Raw genomic sequence first — 16,014 nt, 5'->3', positions numbered from 1 at the left:
CCAAGGACTCGCCGGTGATTGCCGGGTCGACGTCGTGATGCCTCCCAGTCTAGCGCCCCTGCTCCCGCATTGGGGAATCCGCCGGGGCGTTGGTCCGGGCGCGAATTCGGCACCGGCCAAGATACTTATCCACAGATCTCCGACGATGCCCCCACGGCCGGGCAGTGCGGGGCATGCTTGAACCATGCCCAGCACCCCAGCCCTCGCCACCGAGGCGCTCACGATCCTCACCGGGCTCGTGAAGCACACCTCGGGAACCCCGGAAGTCCCGGTCGCCTCGACCGGGTCCCGGGGCGGCTCGCTGCGCACGCTGGCGCTTCTCATCCCCGTGCTCAGACTGGCGATTGACGAGGCAGCGGCCGATATCGGGACATCCCCGGTGCGGGCCGCGGCCTTCGTGGCACTCGCCGAAGCCCTCTACCGACAGGCCGGCTACGGCCAGCTGCTGGCGGCCTCCCGCGCCATCGACGCGCAGGTGCACACCATCACCGAGGAACCGCTCGCCGCCCTCAACCAGATCCTGCGCGAACCTGCGGGCTTCGCCGCCAAGTCCGGGCTGCCGGCCGACAAGCCGACGCCGTCGGGCCGCAAGCCGCTGTACCGCGACGACGCGGACTTCCTGGCCGCGGCCCTGAACCTCACGCACTTCCAGGCGCAGCACCGGGTCCAAAGCGCCGAAAACCTGCTGCCTCACACCGGGTACAACGGCCAGGTGGTCCCACCGAAGTTCCCGCTGCTGGGCCAGGTGCTGAGCGACGGCGCTGCGGACCCCAAATCCCTGGCCACGCTGGCCACGAAGTTCCAGACCCTGGCCCCTGCCCGCGGCGGTACCGGCGACGAAGCCGCGGCACGGGCGCTGGAGGCGGAGCTGGCCGAAGCCGCACGCACCCGCAACGCGCAGGGCACCGGGAAACTGCTCAAGGACCAGGCCAAGCGGCTCGACGACTCGGCCGCAGCAACGGCGCGCGAGGCCATGGAAGATCTCTTTGTCGGCGCCTACTACCTGGGCCACACGCGCAAGGGCTACGAGTACAAGGTCATCACCACGGCCGAGGGCCACGAACTGCTGGCCACCGCCGCGGACATCCTCAACAGCCCCAGGACCAAGGCGGGCACACCGGCCGAACCCACGTCCCAAGCCGGCCCGCCGATCCCCGACTGGGCCGTGGATCCCGGCACTGCCCCGGAAGCACGCCCCGCGGCCGGATTCACCGACCTCGGCGTTGCCCCGGAGCTGGACCCCATGATGGAAATGCACCCGGGGGAAACCATCGAACATGCACTGACGCGGCAGCGGGCACGCCGCCTGCACCAGCTCATCATCGATTCGGTGCGCATCACCACCAGCCCGGCGGAATCCGGTTCCGGCGACGACAGCGTCGGGGACGGGCAGATGCCGCTGGCACCGAACGTGACCCTGAATGTCACCATCGACCTGCAGACCTTCCTGGGGCAGCTCGAGGCGGCCGGGGTCACCGACCGCGGCGAAGACATCTCCGCGGCCGGCTGCCGGCGCATCGCCTGCAACGCCGGGATCATCCCGATCGTGCTGAACGGTGCGAGGGTGCCGCTGGAACTTGGCCGCAGCCGAAGATACTTCAACCGGGCCCAGCGGCGCGCGATCGCGGTCCGCGACAAGGGCTGCATCAATCCTGGTTGCACCATGTCCATCGGCAGGTGCGAGGCGCACCATCTGGATCCATGGAATTGCGGAGGCCGCACCGACTTGTCGCGCGGGTGCCTCTTGTGTCCGTCATGCCACCAGGCGTACCACGCGGGCAGGTTCAGGATCGAGATGATCGGCGGGCACCCGCACGTGATCCTGCCCCGGTCCCGGGACCCGCTGCAGACACCCCGGCGGAACTGGATCTTCCATCCCGCGGCCGCACCGGCCGAGGCCGCCTGAACCTTCCACGCATCGGGAACCGGCGTTTGCCGGGCGCGCCCTGGCCTATGCTCGTGACATGGAGATTTCCCGGTGGATCGGGTTGGTGCCCAGCGCGGCGTTCCCGCTGTTGCTGCTCTTTTGGGCGGTGGTCCGCTTCCGGCAGCGCAGGAAGAACCCCTCGATGAACGCCGCGGGGCTCGACGGAGGGATGTACCAGCCCAACGCCGTGGCGGCGTCAATCGCCTGGCAGCAGCACGCGAGCCGCGTGGCGGATGTGCCGATCACCCTCGACCTCGATGCCGAGGGCGGCGCCCCGCCCCGGGGCGGCCCCGGGCAGCCCGCGGACCAGGAGCCAGAGCCGGACACCGGGAGCTGATTCCCGGGGCACCGGCGTCTCGATGCGGCCGTCGGACCCGGCCTGCGGCTAGGCGAGCACCGTGTGTTCGACCTTCCAGGCCGTCAGCCGCGGGTACACCCAGAAGCTGTAGATGCCCAAGGTGATGATGCACAGCAGGAACCACTTGATCCACAACCCGAAGATCCCCCACCCGGTTCCGGTGAATTGCAGCGGCTGCCCGAGCAGGAACGTGTTGCTGGCGCGCCAGCGTTCCACCAGCACCACGGCGAACGGGTAGCAGATCCCCAACGTCAGTACCGTGATAAGCACCCCGAGCAGCTGGGTGCCGAACCAGGTCGCAGCTCCGCCGCGAAAGACGAAGATCGGGGCGCCCGGCGGGATGTTCCCCCATGCCGCGGGATCCGGCCCTGGTTGGTTGTTTCCACTGACGTACATGCTCATGATGAGTCTCCCCCTGGATGGTGCACGGCTGCCGGCCGGATGCCGGAAGTGCCGTGGCGGTCCTTGGAGCCTATCCGGGCACGCCCACGTGTTGCGGCCCGGCCGTCCGGGGCCGGGGCCGTGGCGGGACGCGGCGGGACGGCTACTCCCCGTCGTGGTTGGGTGTGGATCGATTCGATGACCACCTGGATCGAGGCCAGCCGGGCGGCGCTGCGTTCGCGGCCGGGCAGGAACGAGACGCCAGGGGATCCGGCGCAGCGCATCGCCCACTTCGCTTCCCCGCCCTCCCGCGTCGGCCGGACCGGCCAGCGAATCGGGCCGCTGGAGGATCGCCGACGGGTCCAGCCAGGGGATCGGGTCGGTGGCATGCCGCAAGTGGCCGATGCGAGACTTCTCCCAGGTCCAGCCCAGTGCCGCGAAGTCCCCAGGCCTGGATTGCCGGCGCACCGCGATCCCGCCATGGTGGGACGGCCGCCGGATCGGAGGGCGCCGCGCCGGCGCCGGTGGACAGCGACTGTTCGAAGAGGAACGAGACCGGGCCGGGCTGGAAAGAGCACTGCCTCAGGCGCGGGCGCCGGCGGTCTGGTCCACCGTGCGCGAGACGGCGACCATCTCCTCGCGGTCCACGACCTTGATGCGCTCGCGCACCACGGGACCTGCCGGGGTGGGTGCCGGGGCGGCGGCCGCACCGAGGCCCTGCTCATGGGCATCCAGCGCGAGCCACCCGTCCCAGCTGGTGTAGGCGACGTCCTTGGCTGCCAGCAGTGCCGGCACGGCCTCGGGCGCCGGATTCGCGGCCACCGGCAGCTGGTTCAGGTCCGCGAGCAGGTGGGCGATGGTTTCGGCGGCGTCGGACTTGGTGTGTCCGATCAGCCCGACCGGGCCGCGCTTGATCCAGCCGGTCGCGTAGAGCCCGGGCACCTGCGTGCCGGCGGCGTCCAGCACCTTGCCCTCGAGGTTGGGCACGGTGCCGGTGCGCCCGTCGTACTCGATCTCCGGCAAGGCCGAGCCGAAGTAGCCGATGGCGCGGTACACGGCCTGGACCGGGTGGTCGACGAGTTCGCCGGTTCCGCGGACGTTGCCGGTGCCGTCGAGCTCCTGGCGCTCGAACCTGATCCCGGAGACCTTGCCGTCGATCCCGGTGATCTCCACCGGGGAATGCAGGAAGTGCAGGTGCAGGCGGCGGCGCGGGCGTCCGGACCCGGTGGTGGCCGCGGCCTCCCCGCGCTCCTCGCGCTCCTCCTGCTCGATGAGCCAGTTGGTCAGCGTGCCGACCATCGTCTTGACCTGGTTGTTGGTCTTGATCGCCGTATCGGAGGCCGCGTCGAACTCGAAGTCCTCCGGGTAGAGCACGATGTCCACGTCCTGGCTGTGGCTCAGCTCGCGCAGCTCCAGCGGGGTGAACTTCACCTGGGCCGGGCCGCGGCGGCCGAAGACGTGCACGTCGGTGACCGGGGATGCGGCCAGGCCCGCATACACGTTCTCGGGGATCTCGGTGACCAAGAGGTCCTCGGGGTGCTTGGAGAGCACGCGGGCCACGTCCAGGGCGACGTTGCCGTTGCCCAGCACCGCGATTTCCGTGGCCTGAAGCGGCCAGCTGCGCGGCACGTCCGGGTGGCCGTCGTACCAGGAGACGAAGTCCGCGCCGCCGTATGAGCCGTCCAGCTCGATGCCCGGGATGTTCAGGTCGGCATCGTTGATGGCGCCGGTGGCGAAGATGGCCGCGTCGTAGTGCTCGCGCAGCTCCGAGATCGTCAGGTCGGTGCCGTAGTCGACGTTTCCGAAGAAGCGGATGTCCCCGCGGTCCAGCACCTTGTGCAGCGCCTTGACGATGCCCTTGATGCGCGGGTGGTCCGGCGCCACGCCGTAGCGGATCAGCCCGTACGGTGCCGGGTAGCGGTCGAAGAGGTCGATCGAGAGCTCGAAGTCGCGCTCGGCCTTGGTGAGGATGTCCGCGGCGTAGACGCCCGCGGGGCCGGCACCGATGATGGCAACGCGCAGCGGGCGAGAAGTGAAGACGGCGGGGGTCGGGACGGGCGTCGCGACGGGGGCCGGCGTGTTTTTTTCGGTCATGGGGGTCCTCCTGGGCGTGTATCTGGGCGGTCGGGGTGTAGCTGGATGAAAGGTGTTCGGGGGGTGTTCTCGGCCGGCGAATCAGCCGACGGGCAGCAGCTGCCGGGTGCGGGTGCCCGGAGCCAGGGCCGCTGCGGCATGCGGGCTGATGCGCACCACGTCTCCGATGACGATCACCGCCGGGTTCTCCACGCCGATCCGCGCCGCGGTGGCGGCGATGGCATCGAGCCGGTCAATGGTGATGCGCTGGTCGGGGCACCAGCCGCGCTCGATGATCGCGACCGGGGTGTGGGCGGGCAGCCCGCGGCCCAGCAGCGTGGCGGTGTTGCGTGCCAGCCGGGCCACGCCCATCAGCAGGACCAGGGTGTGGTCGGGGCGTGCCGGCAGTTCGGAAAGTTCCTCGTGGCCGGTGGCCATCGAGAAGCCGGTGGCCACCCCGCGGTGGGTGACCGGGATGCCGGCGGCGGCCGGGACGGAGATGGCGCTGGTGACCCCCGGGACGACGGAAACCTCGACGCCGTGCTCGCGGCAGTATGCCGCTTCCTCGCCGCCGCGGCCCAGCACGAACGGGTCCCCGCCCTTGAGCCGGACCACGCGGTTGCCCGCCTGTGCCTCGGCGACGAGCACCGCGTTGATCTGGTCCTGGGTGGCCAGGTGGTCGCCGGGGGCCTTGCCGACCTCGATGACGCGCACGGATGGGTCGAGCTCGCCCAGCAACCCGCGCGGGCCGAGCCGGTCGGCCACCACCACGTCGGCGGCGGCCAGCAGCCGGCGCCCGGCAACGGTGATCAGCCCGGGATCGCCCGGGCCTCCGCCGACCAGGGCGACGGATCCGGCGCCCGAGCGGCGCCGGCGCAGCGGCAGCAGCCCGGTGTCTGCGGCCAAGGCGATGGCGTTGCGCAGCCCGGCGGCGCGGCGCGGGTCACCGCCGGCGGTGACCGCCACGGTGGTCCCTTCCCCGGTCCGCGCGACGGCGGGGGTCCAGGCGCTGGAAGCCGTTTGGTCCGAGGCGTTGACGCACCAGGTCTGCCGCGCGTCGGCATCGGCCGAAACCCGCGCGTCGATCTCCTTGTTGCCGGTGGCGGTGTGGGCCAGCCACATGCCGTCCAGGTCCCCGTCCCGGTAGCCGCGCTTGAGCCAGGTCAGCCTGCCGGCGGCCGATGCCTCGGCGATCGGCTCGACAGCTTCCGGGGCGATGACTGTGATCTTCGCGCCGGCCTCGAGCAGCTGGTTGACACGGCGTGCTGCCACCTTGCCGGCACCGACGCAGAGCACGTCCTTGCCGTCCAGGCGCAGGGCCAGCGGGTGGATGGGTGCCTCGTGGGATGTTGTCATGGCCTGCTCCTTTGGGTGGATGTGGTGGTGGAACCGATGGTGCGGGTGGTGGTGCGGGCGGTGGATTTCGGGTGGTTCATCGCCCGGCCCCCGGGGCCAGGCCGCGACGGCGCAGCAGTCGGCGTTCGGCCGGGGCGAAGACCAGCAGCTCGATCACGATGCCGACCACCAGGATGGCCAGGATCGCACAGGAGACCACCGCCATCGAGGACAGGTCCCGGCCCTGCTGGAGCAGCGAACCCAGGCCGAAGCCGATGGACCCGCCGACCGCGATGATCTCCGCGGCCATCAGCGAGCGCCAGGAGAACGCCCAGCCCTGCTTGAGCCCTGCAAGGTAGCCGGGCAGTGCGGCCGGCAGCACGATGCGCAGCAGGCCCTGGATGCGGGACGCCCCGAGCACCGTGCCCAGCCGCCGGTACTGCGGCGGGACGGTGTCGACGCCGGAGAGCAGCCCGTTGATGATCGAGGGGGTGGCACCCATGACCACCACGAAGTAGACGGTCGCGTCGGTCAGGCCGAACCAGATGATGGCCGCCGGCACCCAGGCGACACTGGGCAGCACCTGCAGGCCGGAGACCAGCGGGCCCACGCCGCGGCGCAGCAGCGGTGAAGCCGCAAGCAGCAGTCCCAGCGGGGTGCCGATGCCCAGGGCCAGCAGGAAGCCGAGCACGCCGCGCTGCAGCGAGGTCGCTACCGCCTCGGCCAGCCGGCCGTCGACGAGCAGTCCGGCGGCGGTGCCCAGCACCTCGATCGGGCCCGGGACCAGGTCCACGCGCGGGGAGGCGAACCAGGCGAGAAGCTGCCACAGGCTCACCAGTGCCGCGAGCGTGCCCAATGGCAGCAGCAGCCGTGTGGCGACGGGACGCCGCACGGGGGCGGTGTCCTCCTGCAGGTGGTCCAGTCCGGCCTCGAGTTCCTTGAGGTTCTCGAGCCGATTGTCGATAGGGGTGTCGGTCGGGGTGTCGACGGCGGCAGTGGCGGTGGCGCTCTGGCTAGTGGGCATGGTGGCGGATCTCCTCGCGTAGCCGGGCGGTGATGTCTTGGGTGAGCTTCGCGGCCGCGGCCGGATCGCTGCGCACCGACGGATCGATCTTCCATTGGGCGGCGATGCGGCCGGGGCGGGAGGAAAGCAGCAGTATGCGCTGTCCCAGGCGCACGGCCTCGCGGACGTTGTGGGTCACGAACACCACGGTGCGCCGGTGGGCGCGCCAGAGCCGTTCGAGTTCGTCGTGCAAAAGGTCGCGGGTGATCGCGTCCAGCGCGGCGAACGGCTCGTCCATCAGCAGCACTTCCTTGTCCTGCCCCAGTGCGCGGGCCAGCGAGGCGCGCTGGCGCATGCCGCCGGAAAGCTCGTGCGGGCGCTTGGTCCCGGCGTCGGAAAGGTGGACCAGTTCCAGCAGCCCGTCGGCCCGGTGGCGGCGTTCGGCGCGCGGGATCCCGCGCATTTCCAGGGCCAGTTCGATGTTGGCGCGCGCGGTGAGCCAGGGCAGCAACGCCGCGTCCTGGAACATGAAGGCGGCACCTCCCGCCGGGACGGCCACGGAGCCGACCGTGGGCGGCTCGAGCCCGGCGATGACGTTCAGCAGCGTGGACTTGCCACAGCCCGAGGCCCCGAGCACCGCCACGAACTCGCCCGTCGCGATCACGGTGCTGATGCCGGAGAGCACCGGGGCCGCGCCGTAGTCCTTGGAGAGGTTCTCGATGACGATGCTCATGCCCCGGCCCCCGTTCCGGAAGCGGTGCGTGCGGCCCGGGCCTTTTCCAGGAACGAGGTGTCCACCAGCCCGTCGAGGCCCGCCGGTTCGGCCAGGGACGCGGCGGCGGCGTTGGCCAGCAGCCGCGGGTAGGCGCCGGCCAGCGGGTCCGGCGTGAAGGAAAGTTTGCCCAGTGCGCGCTCGAGCACGGCCGGGGAAAGCGCAGCCCCGGCGAGCTGTTCCAGCTGGGCGTTCAGGGTGTCCAGCACCGACGCCCGCTTGGCGGTGTTGATCCAGTCGAGTGCGGCCAGGTGCCCGCGCAGCAGGTCGTCGATGGTTTGGCGGTGGCGTGCGGCGAAGTCCGGGGACACCGCCAGCACCGTGGTGGGGAACTTGCCCGGCGCACCGGTGCCGGTGCCCTCCCAGAGGTCCGCCTCGTCCACCAGCACGCGCGCACCGGCCTCCAGCACGAGCCGGGAGGCCCACGGTTCGGGCAGCCAGGCCCCGTCGATGGTCCCGGAACGGAAGAGCTCCAGGGTCTGCGCGTTGGCCGTCGGGGTGATGGAAACCGCCCCGCCGCGCAGGTCGGTTTCCATCCCCCGGGAGGCCAGCCAGGTGCGCAGGGCGACGTCCTGGGTGCCGCCGAGCTGCGGGGTCGCCAGCGTCGTGCCGCGCAATCCGGCGGCGTCGGCGATCCCGGCACGGACCACCAGCTGGGCGCCGCCCGCGGCGGCCCCCGCCACCACGCGCAGGCCGCGCCCGCCGCTGGAGGTGAAGGCGGCGATCGCCGGGTTCGGCCCCAGGTAGGCGGCGTCGATGGCCCCGGCGTTCAGCGCCTCGACGGCGGCCGGTCCGGCCCCGAAGATGCTGGTTTCCAGCGCCGTGCCGGAAGCGGCAAGCTCGCGGGCGAACAGCCCGTTGGCGGTGCCGACCAGCGCCGGTGCGTGTGTGAGGTTGGCGAAGAAGCCCAGCCGCAGGGTGTCCGCGGGTCCGATGGCCGAGGTGCCCGCCGTCCCGGGGCGCGGCACCGTGGCGGTGGTGGCGGCGCCGAGCATCAGCAGGCCCAGCAGCCCGGTGCCGCCGGCGAGCAGCGCCCGCCTCCCGGGGCCGCGGTGTGGCCCGTCGGCGGTGTACCGGATGGTGTCCATGAAGCAGGTGTCCTTGTCTGTGGTGTGGGCCGGGGTGGCGTGGTTGGCGAGGTCCCGGGGTGCGCGGCTAGGCGGCGGCCGGCCGCTCGCCGACCAGCCCGGCGGCAAGCGTGTTGCCCGATTGCCGGTCGACGACCAGGAACGCGCCGGTGCGGTGGTGGCGCGCGTACGGCTCGGTGGGAAGTTCGCCGGCCAGGCGCAGCACCACGGTGCCGATGTCGTTCAGTTCCAGGCTGGCCGCGGGCAGCAGCCCGAAGTCCTCCAGGTCCAGTGCCCCGACGATGGAGCCGATCTTCGCCCGCACGGTGGCGGTGCCGTGCTTGATCAGCACCGTGGCCCCGGGGAGCAGCGGGGCCGGCGAGAGCCAGCACAGCTGGGCCAACAGGTCAGCCGAGGACGGGGGCAGCGTGCCGGCGGCGGCGATGGTGTCTCCGCGGGCGATGTCCAGCTCGTCGGCAAGCCGCAGCGCCACCGAGGCGGGCGCCGTGGCGGTTTCGAGCTGGTCCCCGGCGGCGTCGATCCCGATGACGGTGGTTTCCCGGCGCGGGGCGCCGGGGGATGCTACGGTGACCGGATCCCCCACGGCGATGGAGCCGGCGGCGATGGACCCGGCGTAGGCGCGGTAGTCGCGGAATTCCTCCGGATCCAGGCCCGGCGCCAACGCGCCCTGGGGGCGCAGCACCAGCTGGACCGGGAAGCGGAAGTCTTCCGCCGCGGTGTCGATCTCGTCGCGGGTCGGCAGGGATTCGAGCAGCCCCAGCAGCGTGCTCCCGCCGTACCAGGGGGTGTGTGCGGAGCGTTCCACCACGTTGTCCCCCACCAACGCGGAGACCGGCAGGACGTGCGGCACCGGCAGGCCCAGCCCTGCGGCCACGCGGGCCACGTCGGCGGCGATGTCCGCGAAGCGCTCGGCGTCGTAGTCGATCAAATCGATCTTGTTCACCGCGACGATCACGTTTGGCACGCGCAGCAGGCCGATGACGCCCAGGTGCCGGCGGGTCTGCTCGAGCACCCCCTTGCGGGCATCGATGAGCACGATGGCCGCATCCGCGGTGGAGGCCCCGGTGACGGTGTTGCGGGTGTACTGCACGTGCCCGGGGCAGTCGGCCAGCACGAATGAACGCTCCCCGGTGGAGAAGTAGCGGTAGGCCACGTCGATGGTGATGCCCTGCTCGCGCTCGGCGCGCAACCCGTCGGTGAGCAGCGCCAGATCCAGGGTGCCGTCCCCTCCGCCGAATCCGGTCTCGGCGGAGGTGCGGGCCAGCGACTCGAGGGTGTCGGCGAGCACGACCTTCGCGTCGTGCAGCAGCCGGCCGACAAGCGTGGACTTGCCGTCGTCGACGGAACCGGCGGTGGCGAAGCGGAAGAGCCCGCGCGTTCCCAGCGCCCGTGCGGCGGTCTCCAGCGCGGCCTCGTCACATGCCGTGGTGTCCGTTGCGGCGGTGTCCAGGTTCGTGGTGCTCATTAGAAATACCCGTCCTTCTTGCGGTCTTCCATGGCCGCCTCGGAGATGCGGTCATCCGCGCGGGTGGCTCCGCGCTCTGTGATGGTGGTGGTGGCGACCTCGGCGATGACCTTCGCGGTCGTGTCGGCCTCGGAGAGCACCGCCCCGGTGCAGGACATGTCCCCCACGGTGCGGTAGCGCACGGTGCGCGTGGCGACTTCCGTGCCCGCGTCGGGGACGCTGGATTCGCCGACGGCCCGCCACATGCCGGAGTGCTCGAAGACCTCGCGCCGGTGGGCGTAGTAGAGCGGGGGCAGCGCGATGTTCTCGCGTTCGATGTAGCGCCAGATGTCCAGCTCGGTCCAGTTGCTGATCGGGAAGGCGCGCACATGCTGGCCCGGGGTGTGGCGCCCGTTGTACAGGTTCCACAGCTCGGGGCGCTGGTTGCGCGGGTCCCACTGGCCGAACTCGTCGCGCAGCGACAGGATGCGTTCCTTGGCCCGGGCCTTGTCCTCGTCGCGGCGCCCGCCGCCGAAGAGCACGTCGAAGCGGTTGGCCCCGATGGCGTCCAGCAGCGGGGTGGTCTGCAGCGGGTTGCGGGTGCCGTCGGCGCGCTCGGCGAGCCGTCCGTCGTCGATGTAGTCCTGCACGCTGGCGACCACCAGGCGCAGGCCCAGCCTCGCCACCGTCCGGTCGCGGAAGGCGATGACCTCTTCGAAGTTGTGCCCGGTGTCAACGTGCAGCAGCGGGAAGGGTACGGTGCCGGGCCAGAAGGCCTTCGTGGCCAGGTGCAGCATCACCACCGAGTCCTTGCCGCCGGAAAACAACATGGCGGGGCGCTCGAACTCGGCGACGACCTCGCGCAGGATATGGATGGATTCGGCCTCCAGCGCATCGAGCACGTCGATCTGGTGCGCGCTGCCGGGTGCGCCGGGTGCGGCGGGGACCGGCCGCGCGGGGGCGGGTGCGGTGGTGCTCATCTCTGGCTCCTTCGTGGGTGTGTTGTGGCGGGAATGCGGCTCGGTGCCGCCGGGCCGGGGCTCATCGGTGGATGCCGCATTCGGTCTTGGCGACACCGGCCCAGCGGCCGGCGCGCGGGTCTTGCCCCTCGGCCACCGGAGAAGTGCACGGGGCGCAGCCGATCGACGGGTAGCCGTTGGACAGCAGCAGGTTCACCGGGACGCTGTGCGTGGTGGCGTGGGAAATCAGCTCGTCGAAGCTCCAGCCGGCCAGCGGGTTGACCTTGACCAACCCGTGTGCCGCGTCCCAGGTGACCAGCGGGGTGTTGGTGCGGGTGGGGGCCTCCTCGCGGCGGACCCCGGTGAACCAGAGCCGGTAGCCGGACAGCGCCTTGGCCAGCGGCTCCATCTTGCGCAGCCGGCAGCAGGTACCCGGGTCGCGCTCGTGCAGCCTTGGCCCGAGCTCGGCGTCCTGCTGGGCAACGGTGCGCTCCGGGAGCACGTCGACGATCCGCACATCCAGGGAGGAAGCGACCTCGTTGCGCGTCGCACGGGTCTCGCCGAAGTGGTAGCCGGTCTCCAGGAAGAGCACGTCGACCCCGGGCAGCTGTTCCGCAACCACCGCGGGAAGCACGGCGTCGGCCATCGAGCAGGCGACGGCGACCTCGGCGACCAAGAAGTTGCGGGCCACCCAGGCGACGACGTCGGCGGCGGTCGCGTCGAAGCCCAGCTCGGCGGCGCCCGCCTCGGCCAGCGCCCGGTCGGCGGCAGTCCGGTCGGTCAGGTTCGCCGAGACGTTCGCGTCGGCGGTGCTCGCATCGGCGGTGCTCACAACACGTCCTCGTCCGCGGCGCGGTGCGACCACGCGGCGAAGGACTCGCCGTTCGTCGAACCGGCCGAGTAGCTTTCCAGCACCCGTTCGATGTAGTCGGGCAGGTCCTGCGCGGTGACCTTCAGGCCGCGGACGGTGCGGCCCAGCCCGGCCTCCCCGCGTTCGGTGGAGGCAAGTCCACCGCCCAGGTGGACCTGGAAACCGGGGGTCTGCCCGCCGTGCCCGTCGGGCAGCAGCTGGCCCTTGAGGCCGATGTCCGCGGTCTGCACGCGGGCGCAGGAGTTCGGGCAGCCGTTGACGTGCAGGCTCAGCGAGGGCGGCAGCCGCACCGCCGACTTCTGCGCGAAGCGGGTCTCGAGCTCGGCGACCGCGGCGATGGTCGTGTCCTTGGTGTCCACGATCGCCAGCTTGCAGAATTCGATGCCGGTGCAGGCGATCGCGGAGCGGCGGAAGATGCTCGGGGCGGTGGCCAGGCCCAGCGCGTCGAGCTCGGCGGCGGCGGCGGCCACCGCTTCGGCAGGGATGTCCAGGGCCAGCAGCTTCTGGTGCGGGGTGGTACGCAAGCGCTTGGAGCCGTGGCGCTCGAGCAGGTCGGCCAGTTCAAGCAGCAACGTGCCGGAGAGCCTCCCGGCATTGGGGGACGCGCCGATGTAGTAGCGTCCGTCCTTCTGCTCGTGGATCCCCACGTGGTCCCCCGGGCTGGTGGGCTTTTCGGGGGCGGGCCCGTCGGGCAGCGCGTAGCCCAGGTACTCGGTTTCCAGCACCTCGCGGAAGCGCGCCGGGCCCCAGTCGTTCATCAGGTACTTCAGCCGTGCCTTGTTGCGCAGCCGGCGGTAGCCGTAGTCGCGGAAGATCGAGACCACGCCCAGCCACACCTCGGCGGTGCGCTCCTCGGACACGAACGCGCCCAGGCGCTCGGCCAGCCGCGCGCTGGTGGACAGGCCGCCGCCGACCCACAGGTCGTAGCCGGGCCCGTGCTCGGGGTGGATGACCCCGACGAGGGAAATGTCGTTGATCTCGTGCACCACGTCCTGGGAGGGGTGCCCGGTGATCGCGGTCTTGAACTTGCGCGGCAGGTTCGCCAGCTCCGGGTCCCCGATGAAGCGCTCGCGGATCTCCTGGATGGCGGGCGTCGGGTCCAGGATCTCGTCCTTGGCGATCCCAGCGACCGGGGAGCCGAGGATGACGCGCGGCACGTCCCCGCAGGCCTCGGTGGTGTCCAGGCCCACGGCCTCGAGCCGGCGCCAGATCTCCGGCACGTCCACGATGTCGACCCAGTGCAGCTGGATGTTCTGCCGGTCTGTCACGTCCGCGCTGTCGCGGGCGAAGTCGCGGGAAATCTCCCCGATGGTGCGCAGCTGGTCGGTGGAAAGGGTGCCGCCGTCGATGCGCACGCGCATCATGAAGTAGCGGTCCTCGAGCTCGTGCGGCTCCAGGGTGGCGGTGCGCCCTCCGTCGATGCCGGGCTTGCGCTGGGTGTAGAGGCCCCACCAGCGGAAGCGTCCGTGAAGGTCGGTGGGGTCGATGGAGTCGAAGCCGCCCTGGGCGTAGATGGTTTCGATGCGTTCGCGCACGTTCAGCCCGTTGTCGTCCGCCTTGACCGCCTCGTTGGCGTTCAGCGGGGCGGGCCCGTCGATCTTCCACTGTCCGTGCGGCTTGGCCGCCGGGCGGGCTGGCCGGGTGGTGCCGGTGCTTGCCGGGGTGTCGGTTGCCTGTGTCATGGCTACGACATTAGGGCCGGTCGGAGGCGGCCCGCCAGCCGCCGTCGACCCGAAACGTCATGCCGTAACGCGACGACCTATTCGGTGTCGGAGGGCCCCTCCGCAAGGGCCTCGGCGAGTCTTCCGGCGACACATTTCGCAATTGTGACACCCGGAAGCAGCGCCGCCGTCACATGGTCGGCGCCGGCTCCGGCCAGCCTGTCGTGGAAGAATCCGGGGGCCAGCAGGAAGGCGGCAATGCCCACTCGCCTGGCGCCGGCGGCGCGTGCCGCAGCCACTGCGTCGGGCACCGACGGAGCTGCGGCGGAGCAATAGGCGACCGTCACATCCTGGCCCAGCTCCTCGGCAAGGGCCGCGGCCATCCGGGCCGCCTGCCGTTGCCCGGCCTCGATGCGGGTTCCGGCGGCGGCCAGCACCACCGCGTCCCCGGGCCGGTGTCCGGCCTCGGCCAGCCGCACGGCCAGCACCGCGGCCAGGCGCGGGTCGGGACCGATGGGGGCGCACACTCCGGTGTTCGGCCGGAGTGCCGCCGCATCGGCGATGTCCACCGCGGTGTGGTAGCCCTCGGAGAGCAGCAGGGGTGCCACGATGGCATCCTCGCCGGGCGGCAGTGCGGCGAGCACCGACCCCAGCTGTGGTTCCTGCACATCGACGTAGGCCTCGTGGACCACCGCGTCGATACCCTCGGCCGCGAGCCGGGCGGCAAGGTCCTCGCGCAACCCGTTCACGAGCAGGCGACCTTCGGGGTTGTCGGTGCCGTGGGCGCAGGCCACCACGTGCAGCGGCCGTGTCCCGCCGGCGGCCGGGCTCACGCCTGGCCGCGGATCAGCTTGTGGGCAGCGGCCTGCGCGACGGGGCGGACGACGATCTCGTCGAGGTTCACGTGGTGCGGGGCGTTGACGGCGTAGGAAATGATATCTGCAACATCCCCGGCGGTCAGCGGCTTGGCCACCCCGGCGTAGGCCTTTTGGGCCAAGTCACGGTCCCCGCCCATCCGGCGCAGGGCGAATTCCTCGGTGTGCACCAGGCCGGGCAACACCTCGATGACCCTGATGTTGTGCTCGACTTCCTCCAGGCGCAGGGCCTGGGTGAGCGCGCGTTGGGCGGCCTTCGCGGCGTTGTAGCCGGACCCTCCCTCGTAGCTGACCAGCCCGGCGGTCGAGGTCAGGTTCAGCACCGTGCCTTCGCCGTGGGCGCGGAGCATCGGCAGGAAGGCCCGGGTGATCTTCATGGTGCCCATGACGTTGGCCTGGAGCATGAACTCCCAGTCCTCGTTCTTGGCCTCGGCCAGGTAATCGGCGCCGCGGGCACCGCCGGCGATGTTGATCAGGGTGTCGATGCCGCCGGCGTCCTCAACGGCGGACAGCAGCGCCGCGACCTGGGCATCGTCGGTCACGTCGGCGGCGACGGGGATCGCGCCGGTTTCCTCGGCCAGCTTCGCCAGCCGATCGGCGCGCCGGGCCACGGCGAAGACCTTCCATCCCGCCGCGGCCAGGGTGCGCGCGGTGGCCTCCCCTATTCCGCTGGAGGCTCCGGTGACGACTGCTGCATGCTGGGGGTGTGAATTCGTTGGCGACATGGATAAATCCTATCCAGCGGGGGCACCGGCCCCCAACCGCGATGTCGTTTCATGGCTCCGGGGTCTCCCGCAGCGCTCCGGACCGCAGCCTCATGATTCCTGCTGCGCCCCGGCCAGGAAATCGATGAGCACCACCGCGTGGTTGTGCACGGTATCGCGGGCGCCGTAGACCAGCACGACGTCGTCTTTCGTGCGGGCGATCTCCAACAGCCGCTCGGCACCGTCCGCGGCGGAACCCACCTCCAGCTCCTGGCGGTAGTGGTCGCTGAACTCGGTGAACCGCTCGGCTTTGTGGCTGAAGGCCACACGCAACTGAGGCGAGGGGGCCACGTCCTTGGCCCAGTCGTCGATCGCGGCACGTTCCTTGCTCAGTCCCCGCGGCCAGAGCCGGTCCACCAGGATCCGGTAGCCACCGTCGGCAGGTTCGTACGCACGCAATAATCGAAAACTTCCCATACCTCAATTTTAGGCCTGTTTAGGCACTTCTTCCAGAGGCACGGAGCAGCGGCGGTGTCCCCTGCACCCCGGGAGCCGCCCCGCTG

General features: G+C 71.2%; 15 protein-coding genes. 2 read left to right on the top strand and 13 right to left on the bottom strand.

Annotated features, from left to right (window positions below):
- Nucleotides 1-184 precede the first annotated feature (184 nt).
- Both DQ353_RS02285 and DQ353_RS02280 read left to right on the top strand, forming a co-directional pair.
- Complete coding sequence (locus DQ353_RS02285; protein WP_113761151.1) at nucleotides 185-1,906, top strand: HNH endonuclease signature motif containing protein; 1,722 nt, start codon at nucleotides 185-187, stop codon at nucleotides 1,904-1,906.
- A gap of 58 nt (nucleotides 1,907-1,964) precedes the next feature.
- Nucleotides 1,965-2,264, top strand: coding sequence for a hypothetical protein (locus DQ353_RS02280; protein WP_113761150.1), 300 nt, complete (start codon nucleotides 1,965-1,967; stop codon nucleotides 2,262-2,264).
- 48 nt (nucleotides 2,265-2,312) lie between these two features.
- On the opposite strand, the gene DQ353_RS22690 is transcribed toward DQ353_RS02280, so the two are convergent.
- From DQ353_RS22690 to DQ353_RS02215, 13 genes are all read right to left on the bottom strand, one after another.
- Complete coding sequence (locus DQ353_RS22690; RefSeq protein WP_113761149.1) at nucleotides 2,313-3,134, bottom strand: DUF898 family protein; 822 nt, start codon at nucleotides 3,132-3,134, stop codon at nucleotides 2,313-2,315.
- A gap of 114 nt (nucleotides 3,135-3,248) precedes the next feature.
- Nucleotides 3,249-4,760 (bottom strand): FAD-dependent oxidoreductase, encoded by a 1,512-nt coding sequence (locus DQ353_RS02270; RefSeq protein ID WP_113761148.1) that lies wholly within the window; start codon nucleotides 4,758-4,760, stop codon nucleotides 3,249-3,251.
- An 81-nt stretch (nucleotides 4,761-4,841) separates the two neighbouring features.
- Nucleotides 4,842-6,095 carry a uroporphyrinogen-III C-methyltransferase gene (gene cobA, locus DQ353_RS02265; protein WP_113761147.1) on the bottom strand — a complete coding sequence of 418 codons (1,254 nt, stop codon included), beginning with the start codon at nucleotides 6,093-6,095 and terminating at the stop codon, nucleotides 4,842-4,844.
- Nucleotides 6,096-6,171: 76 nt separating this feature from the next.
- Nucleotides 6,172-7,098: an ABC transporter permease gene (locus DQ353_RS02260; RefSeq protein WP_113761146.1), complete on the bottom strand. Its 927-nt coding sequence runs from the start codon at nucleotides 7,096-7,098 to the stop codon at nucleotides 6,172-6,174.
- A complete protein-coding gene (locus DQ353_RS02255) occupies nucleotides 7,088-7,810 on the bottom strand; it encodes an ABC transporter ATP-binding protein (protein WP_113761145.1) in 723 nt (240 codons plus the stop codon). The genes DQ353_RS02260 and DQ353_RS02255 overlap by 11 nt, the downstream gene beginning before the upstream one ends.
- Complete coding sequence (locus DQ353_RS02250; protein WP_286166554.1) at nucleotides 7,807-8,937, bottom strand: ABC transporter substrate-binding protein; 1,131 nt, start codon at nucleotides 8,935-8,937, stop codon at nucleotides 7,807-7,809. The genes DQ353_RS02255 and DQ353_RS02250 overlap by 4 nt, the downstream gene beginning before the upstream one ends.
- Nucleotides 8,938-9,004: 67 nt before the next feature.
- A complete protein-coding gene (locus tag DQ353_RS02245) occupies nucleotides 9,005-10,402 on the bottom strand; it encodes a sulfate adenylyltransferase subunit 1 (RefSeq protein WP_113761144.1) in 1,398 nt (465 codons plus the stop codon).
- Complete coding sequence (gene cysD, locus DQ353_RS02240; RefSeq protein WP_113761143.1) at nucleotides 10,402-11,361, bottom strand: sulfate adenylyltransferase subunit CysD; 960 nt, start codon at nucleotides 11,359-11,361, stop codon at nucleotides 10,402-10,404. The genes DQ353_RS02245 and cysD overlap by 1 nt, the downstream gene beginning before the upstream one ends.
- 61 nt (nucleotides 11,362-11,422) lie before the next feature.
- A complete protein-coding gene (locus tag DQ353_RS02235; RefSeq protein WP_113761244.1) occupies nucleotides 11,423-12,124 on the bottom strand; it encodes a phosphoadenylyl-sulfate reductase in 702 nt (233 codons plus the stop codon).
- 44 nt (nucleotides 12,125-12,168) lie between these two features.
- Nucleotides 12,169-13,893 carry a nitrite/sulfite reductase gene (locus tag DQ353_RS02230; RefSeq protein ID WP_113761142.1) on the bottom strand — a complete coding sequence of 575 codons (1,725 nt, stop codon included), beginning with the start codon at nucleotides 13,891-13,893 and terminating at the stop codon, nucleotides 12,169-12,171.
- Nucleotides 13,894-13,970: 77 nt separating this feature from the next.
- Nucleotides 13,971-14,705, bottom strand: coding sequence for a sirohydrochlorin chelatase (locus tag DQ353_RS02225; protein ID WP_181578202.1), 735 nt, complete (start codon nucleotides 14,703-14,705; stop codon nucleotides 13,971-13,973).
- Nucleotides 14,702-15,472 carry an SDR family oxidoreductase gene (locus DQ353_RS02220; protein ID WP_113761141.1) on the bottom strand — a complete coding sequence of 257 codons (771 nt, stop codon included), beginning with the start codon at nucleotides 15,470-15,472 and terminating at the stop codon, nucleotides 14,702-14,704. Before DQ353_RS02220 ends, DQ353_RS02225 begins: the two co-directional genes overlap by 4 nt.
- Nucleotides 15,473-15,562: 90 nt before the next feature.
- The gene (locus tag DQ353_RS02215) at nucleotides 15,563-15,928 is read right to left on the bottom strand and encodes a DUF488 domain-containing protein (protein ID WP_113761140.1); all 366 of its coding nucleotides are present in this window, start codon (nucleotides 15,926-15,928) and stop codon (nucleotides 15,563-15,565) included.
- Nucleotides 15,929-16,014: the final 86 nt, after the last annotated feature.

The sequence above is a fragment of the Arthrobacter sp. AQ5-05 genome (assembly GCF_003287975.1).
Lineage (GTDB): Bacteria > Actinomycetota > Actinomycetes > Actinomycetales > Micrococcaceae > Paeniglutamicibacter.
Note: the sequence above shows the minus strand (reverse complement) of the source record. Positions and strands in the feature narration are given on the sequence as shown.

Excerpts from the sequence above, each read along its gene's own strand:
- DQ353_RS02285 (WP_113761151.1), top strand. The coding sequence starts at position 185 with ATGCCCAGCACCCCAGCCCTCGCCACCGAGGCGCTCACGATCCTCACC.
- DQ353_RS02280 (WP_113761150.1), top strand. The coding sequence starts at position 1,965 with ATGGAGATTTCCCGGTGGATCGGGTTGGTGCCCAGCGCGGCGTTCCCG.
- DQ353_RS02270 (WP_113761148.1), bottom strand. The coding sequence starts at position 4,760 with ATGACCGAAAAAAACACGCCGGCCCCCGTCGCGACGCCCGTCCCGACC.
- cobA (WP_113761147.1), bottom strand. The coding sequence starts at position 6,095 with ATGACAACATCCCACGAGGCACCCATCCACCCGCTGGCCCTGCGCCTG.
- DQ353_RS02260 (WP_113761146.1), bottom strand. The coding sequence starts at position 7,098 with ATGCCCACTAGCCAGAGCGCCACCGCCACTGCCGCCGTCGACACCCCG.
- DQ353_RS02255 (WP_113761145.1), bottom strand. The coding sequence starts at position 7,810 with ATGAGCATCGTCATCGAGAACCTCTCCAAGGACTACGGCGCGGCCCCG.
- DQ353_RS02250 (WP_286166554.1), bottom strand. The coding sequence starts at position 8,937 with ATGGACACCATCCGGTACACCGCCGACGGGCCACACCGCGGCCCCGGG.
- DQ353_RS02245 (WP_113761144.1), bottom strand. The coding sequence starts at position 10,402 with ATGAGCACCACGAACCTGGACACCGCCGCAACGGACACCACGGCATGT.
- cysD (WP_113761143.1), bottom strand. The coding sequence starts at position 11,361 with ATGAGCACCACCGCACCCGCCCCCGCGCGGCCGGTCCCCGCCGCACCC.
- DQ353_RS02230 (WP_113761142.1), bottom strand. The coding sequence starts at position 13,893 with ATGACACAGGCAACCGACACCCCGGCAAGCACCGGCACCACCCGGCCA.
- DQ353_RS02220 (WP_113761141.1), bottom strand. The coding sequence starts at position 15,472 with ATGTCGCCAACGAATTCACACCCCCAGCATGCAGCAGTCGTCACCGGA.
- DQ353_RS02215 (WP_113761140.1), bottom strand. The coding sequence starts at position 15,928 with ATGGGAAGTTTTCGATTATTGCGTGCGTACGAACCTGCCGACGGTGGC.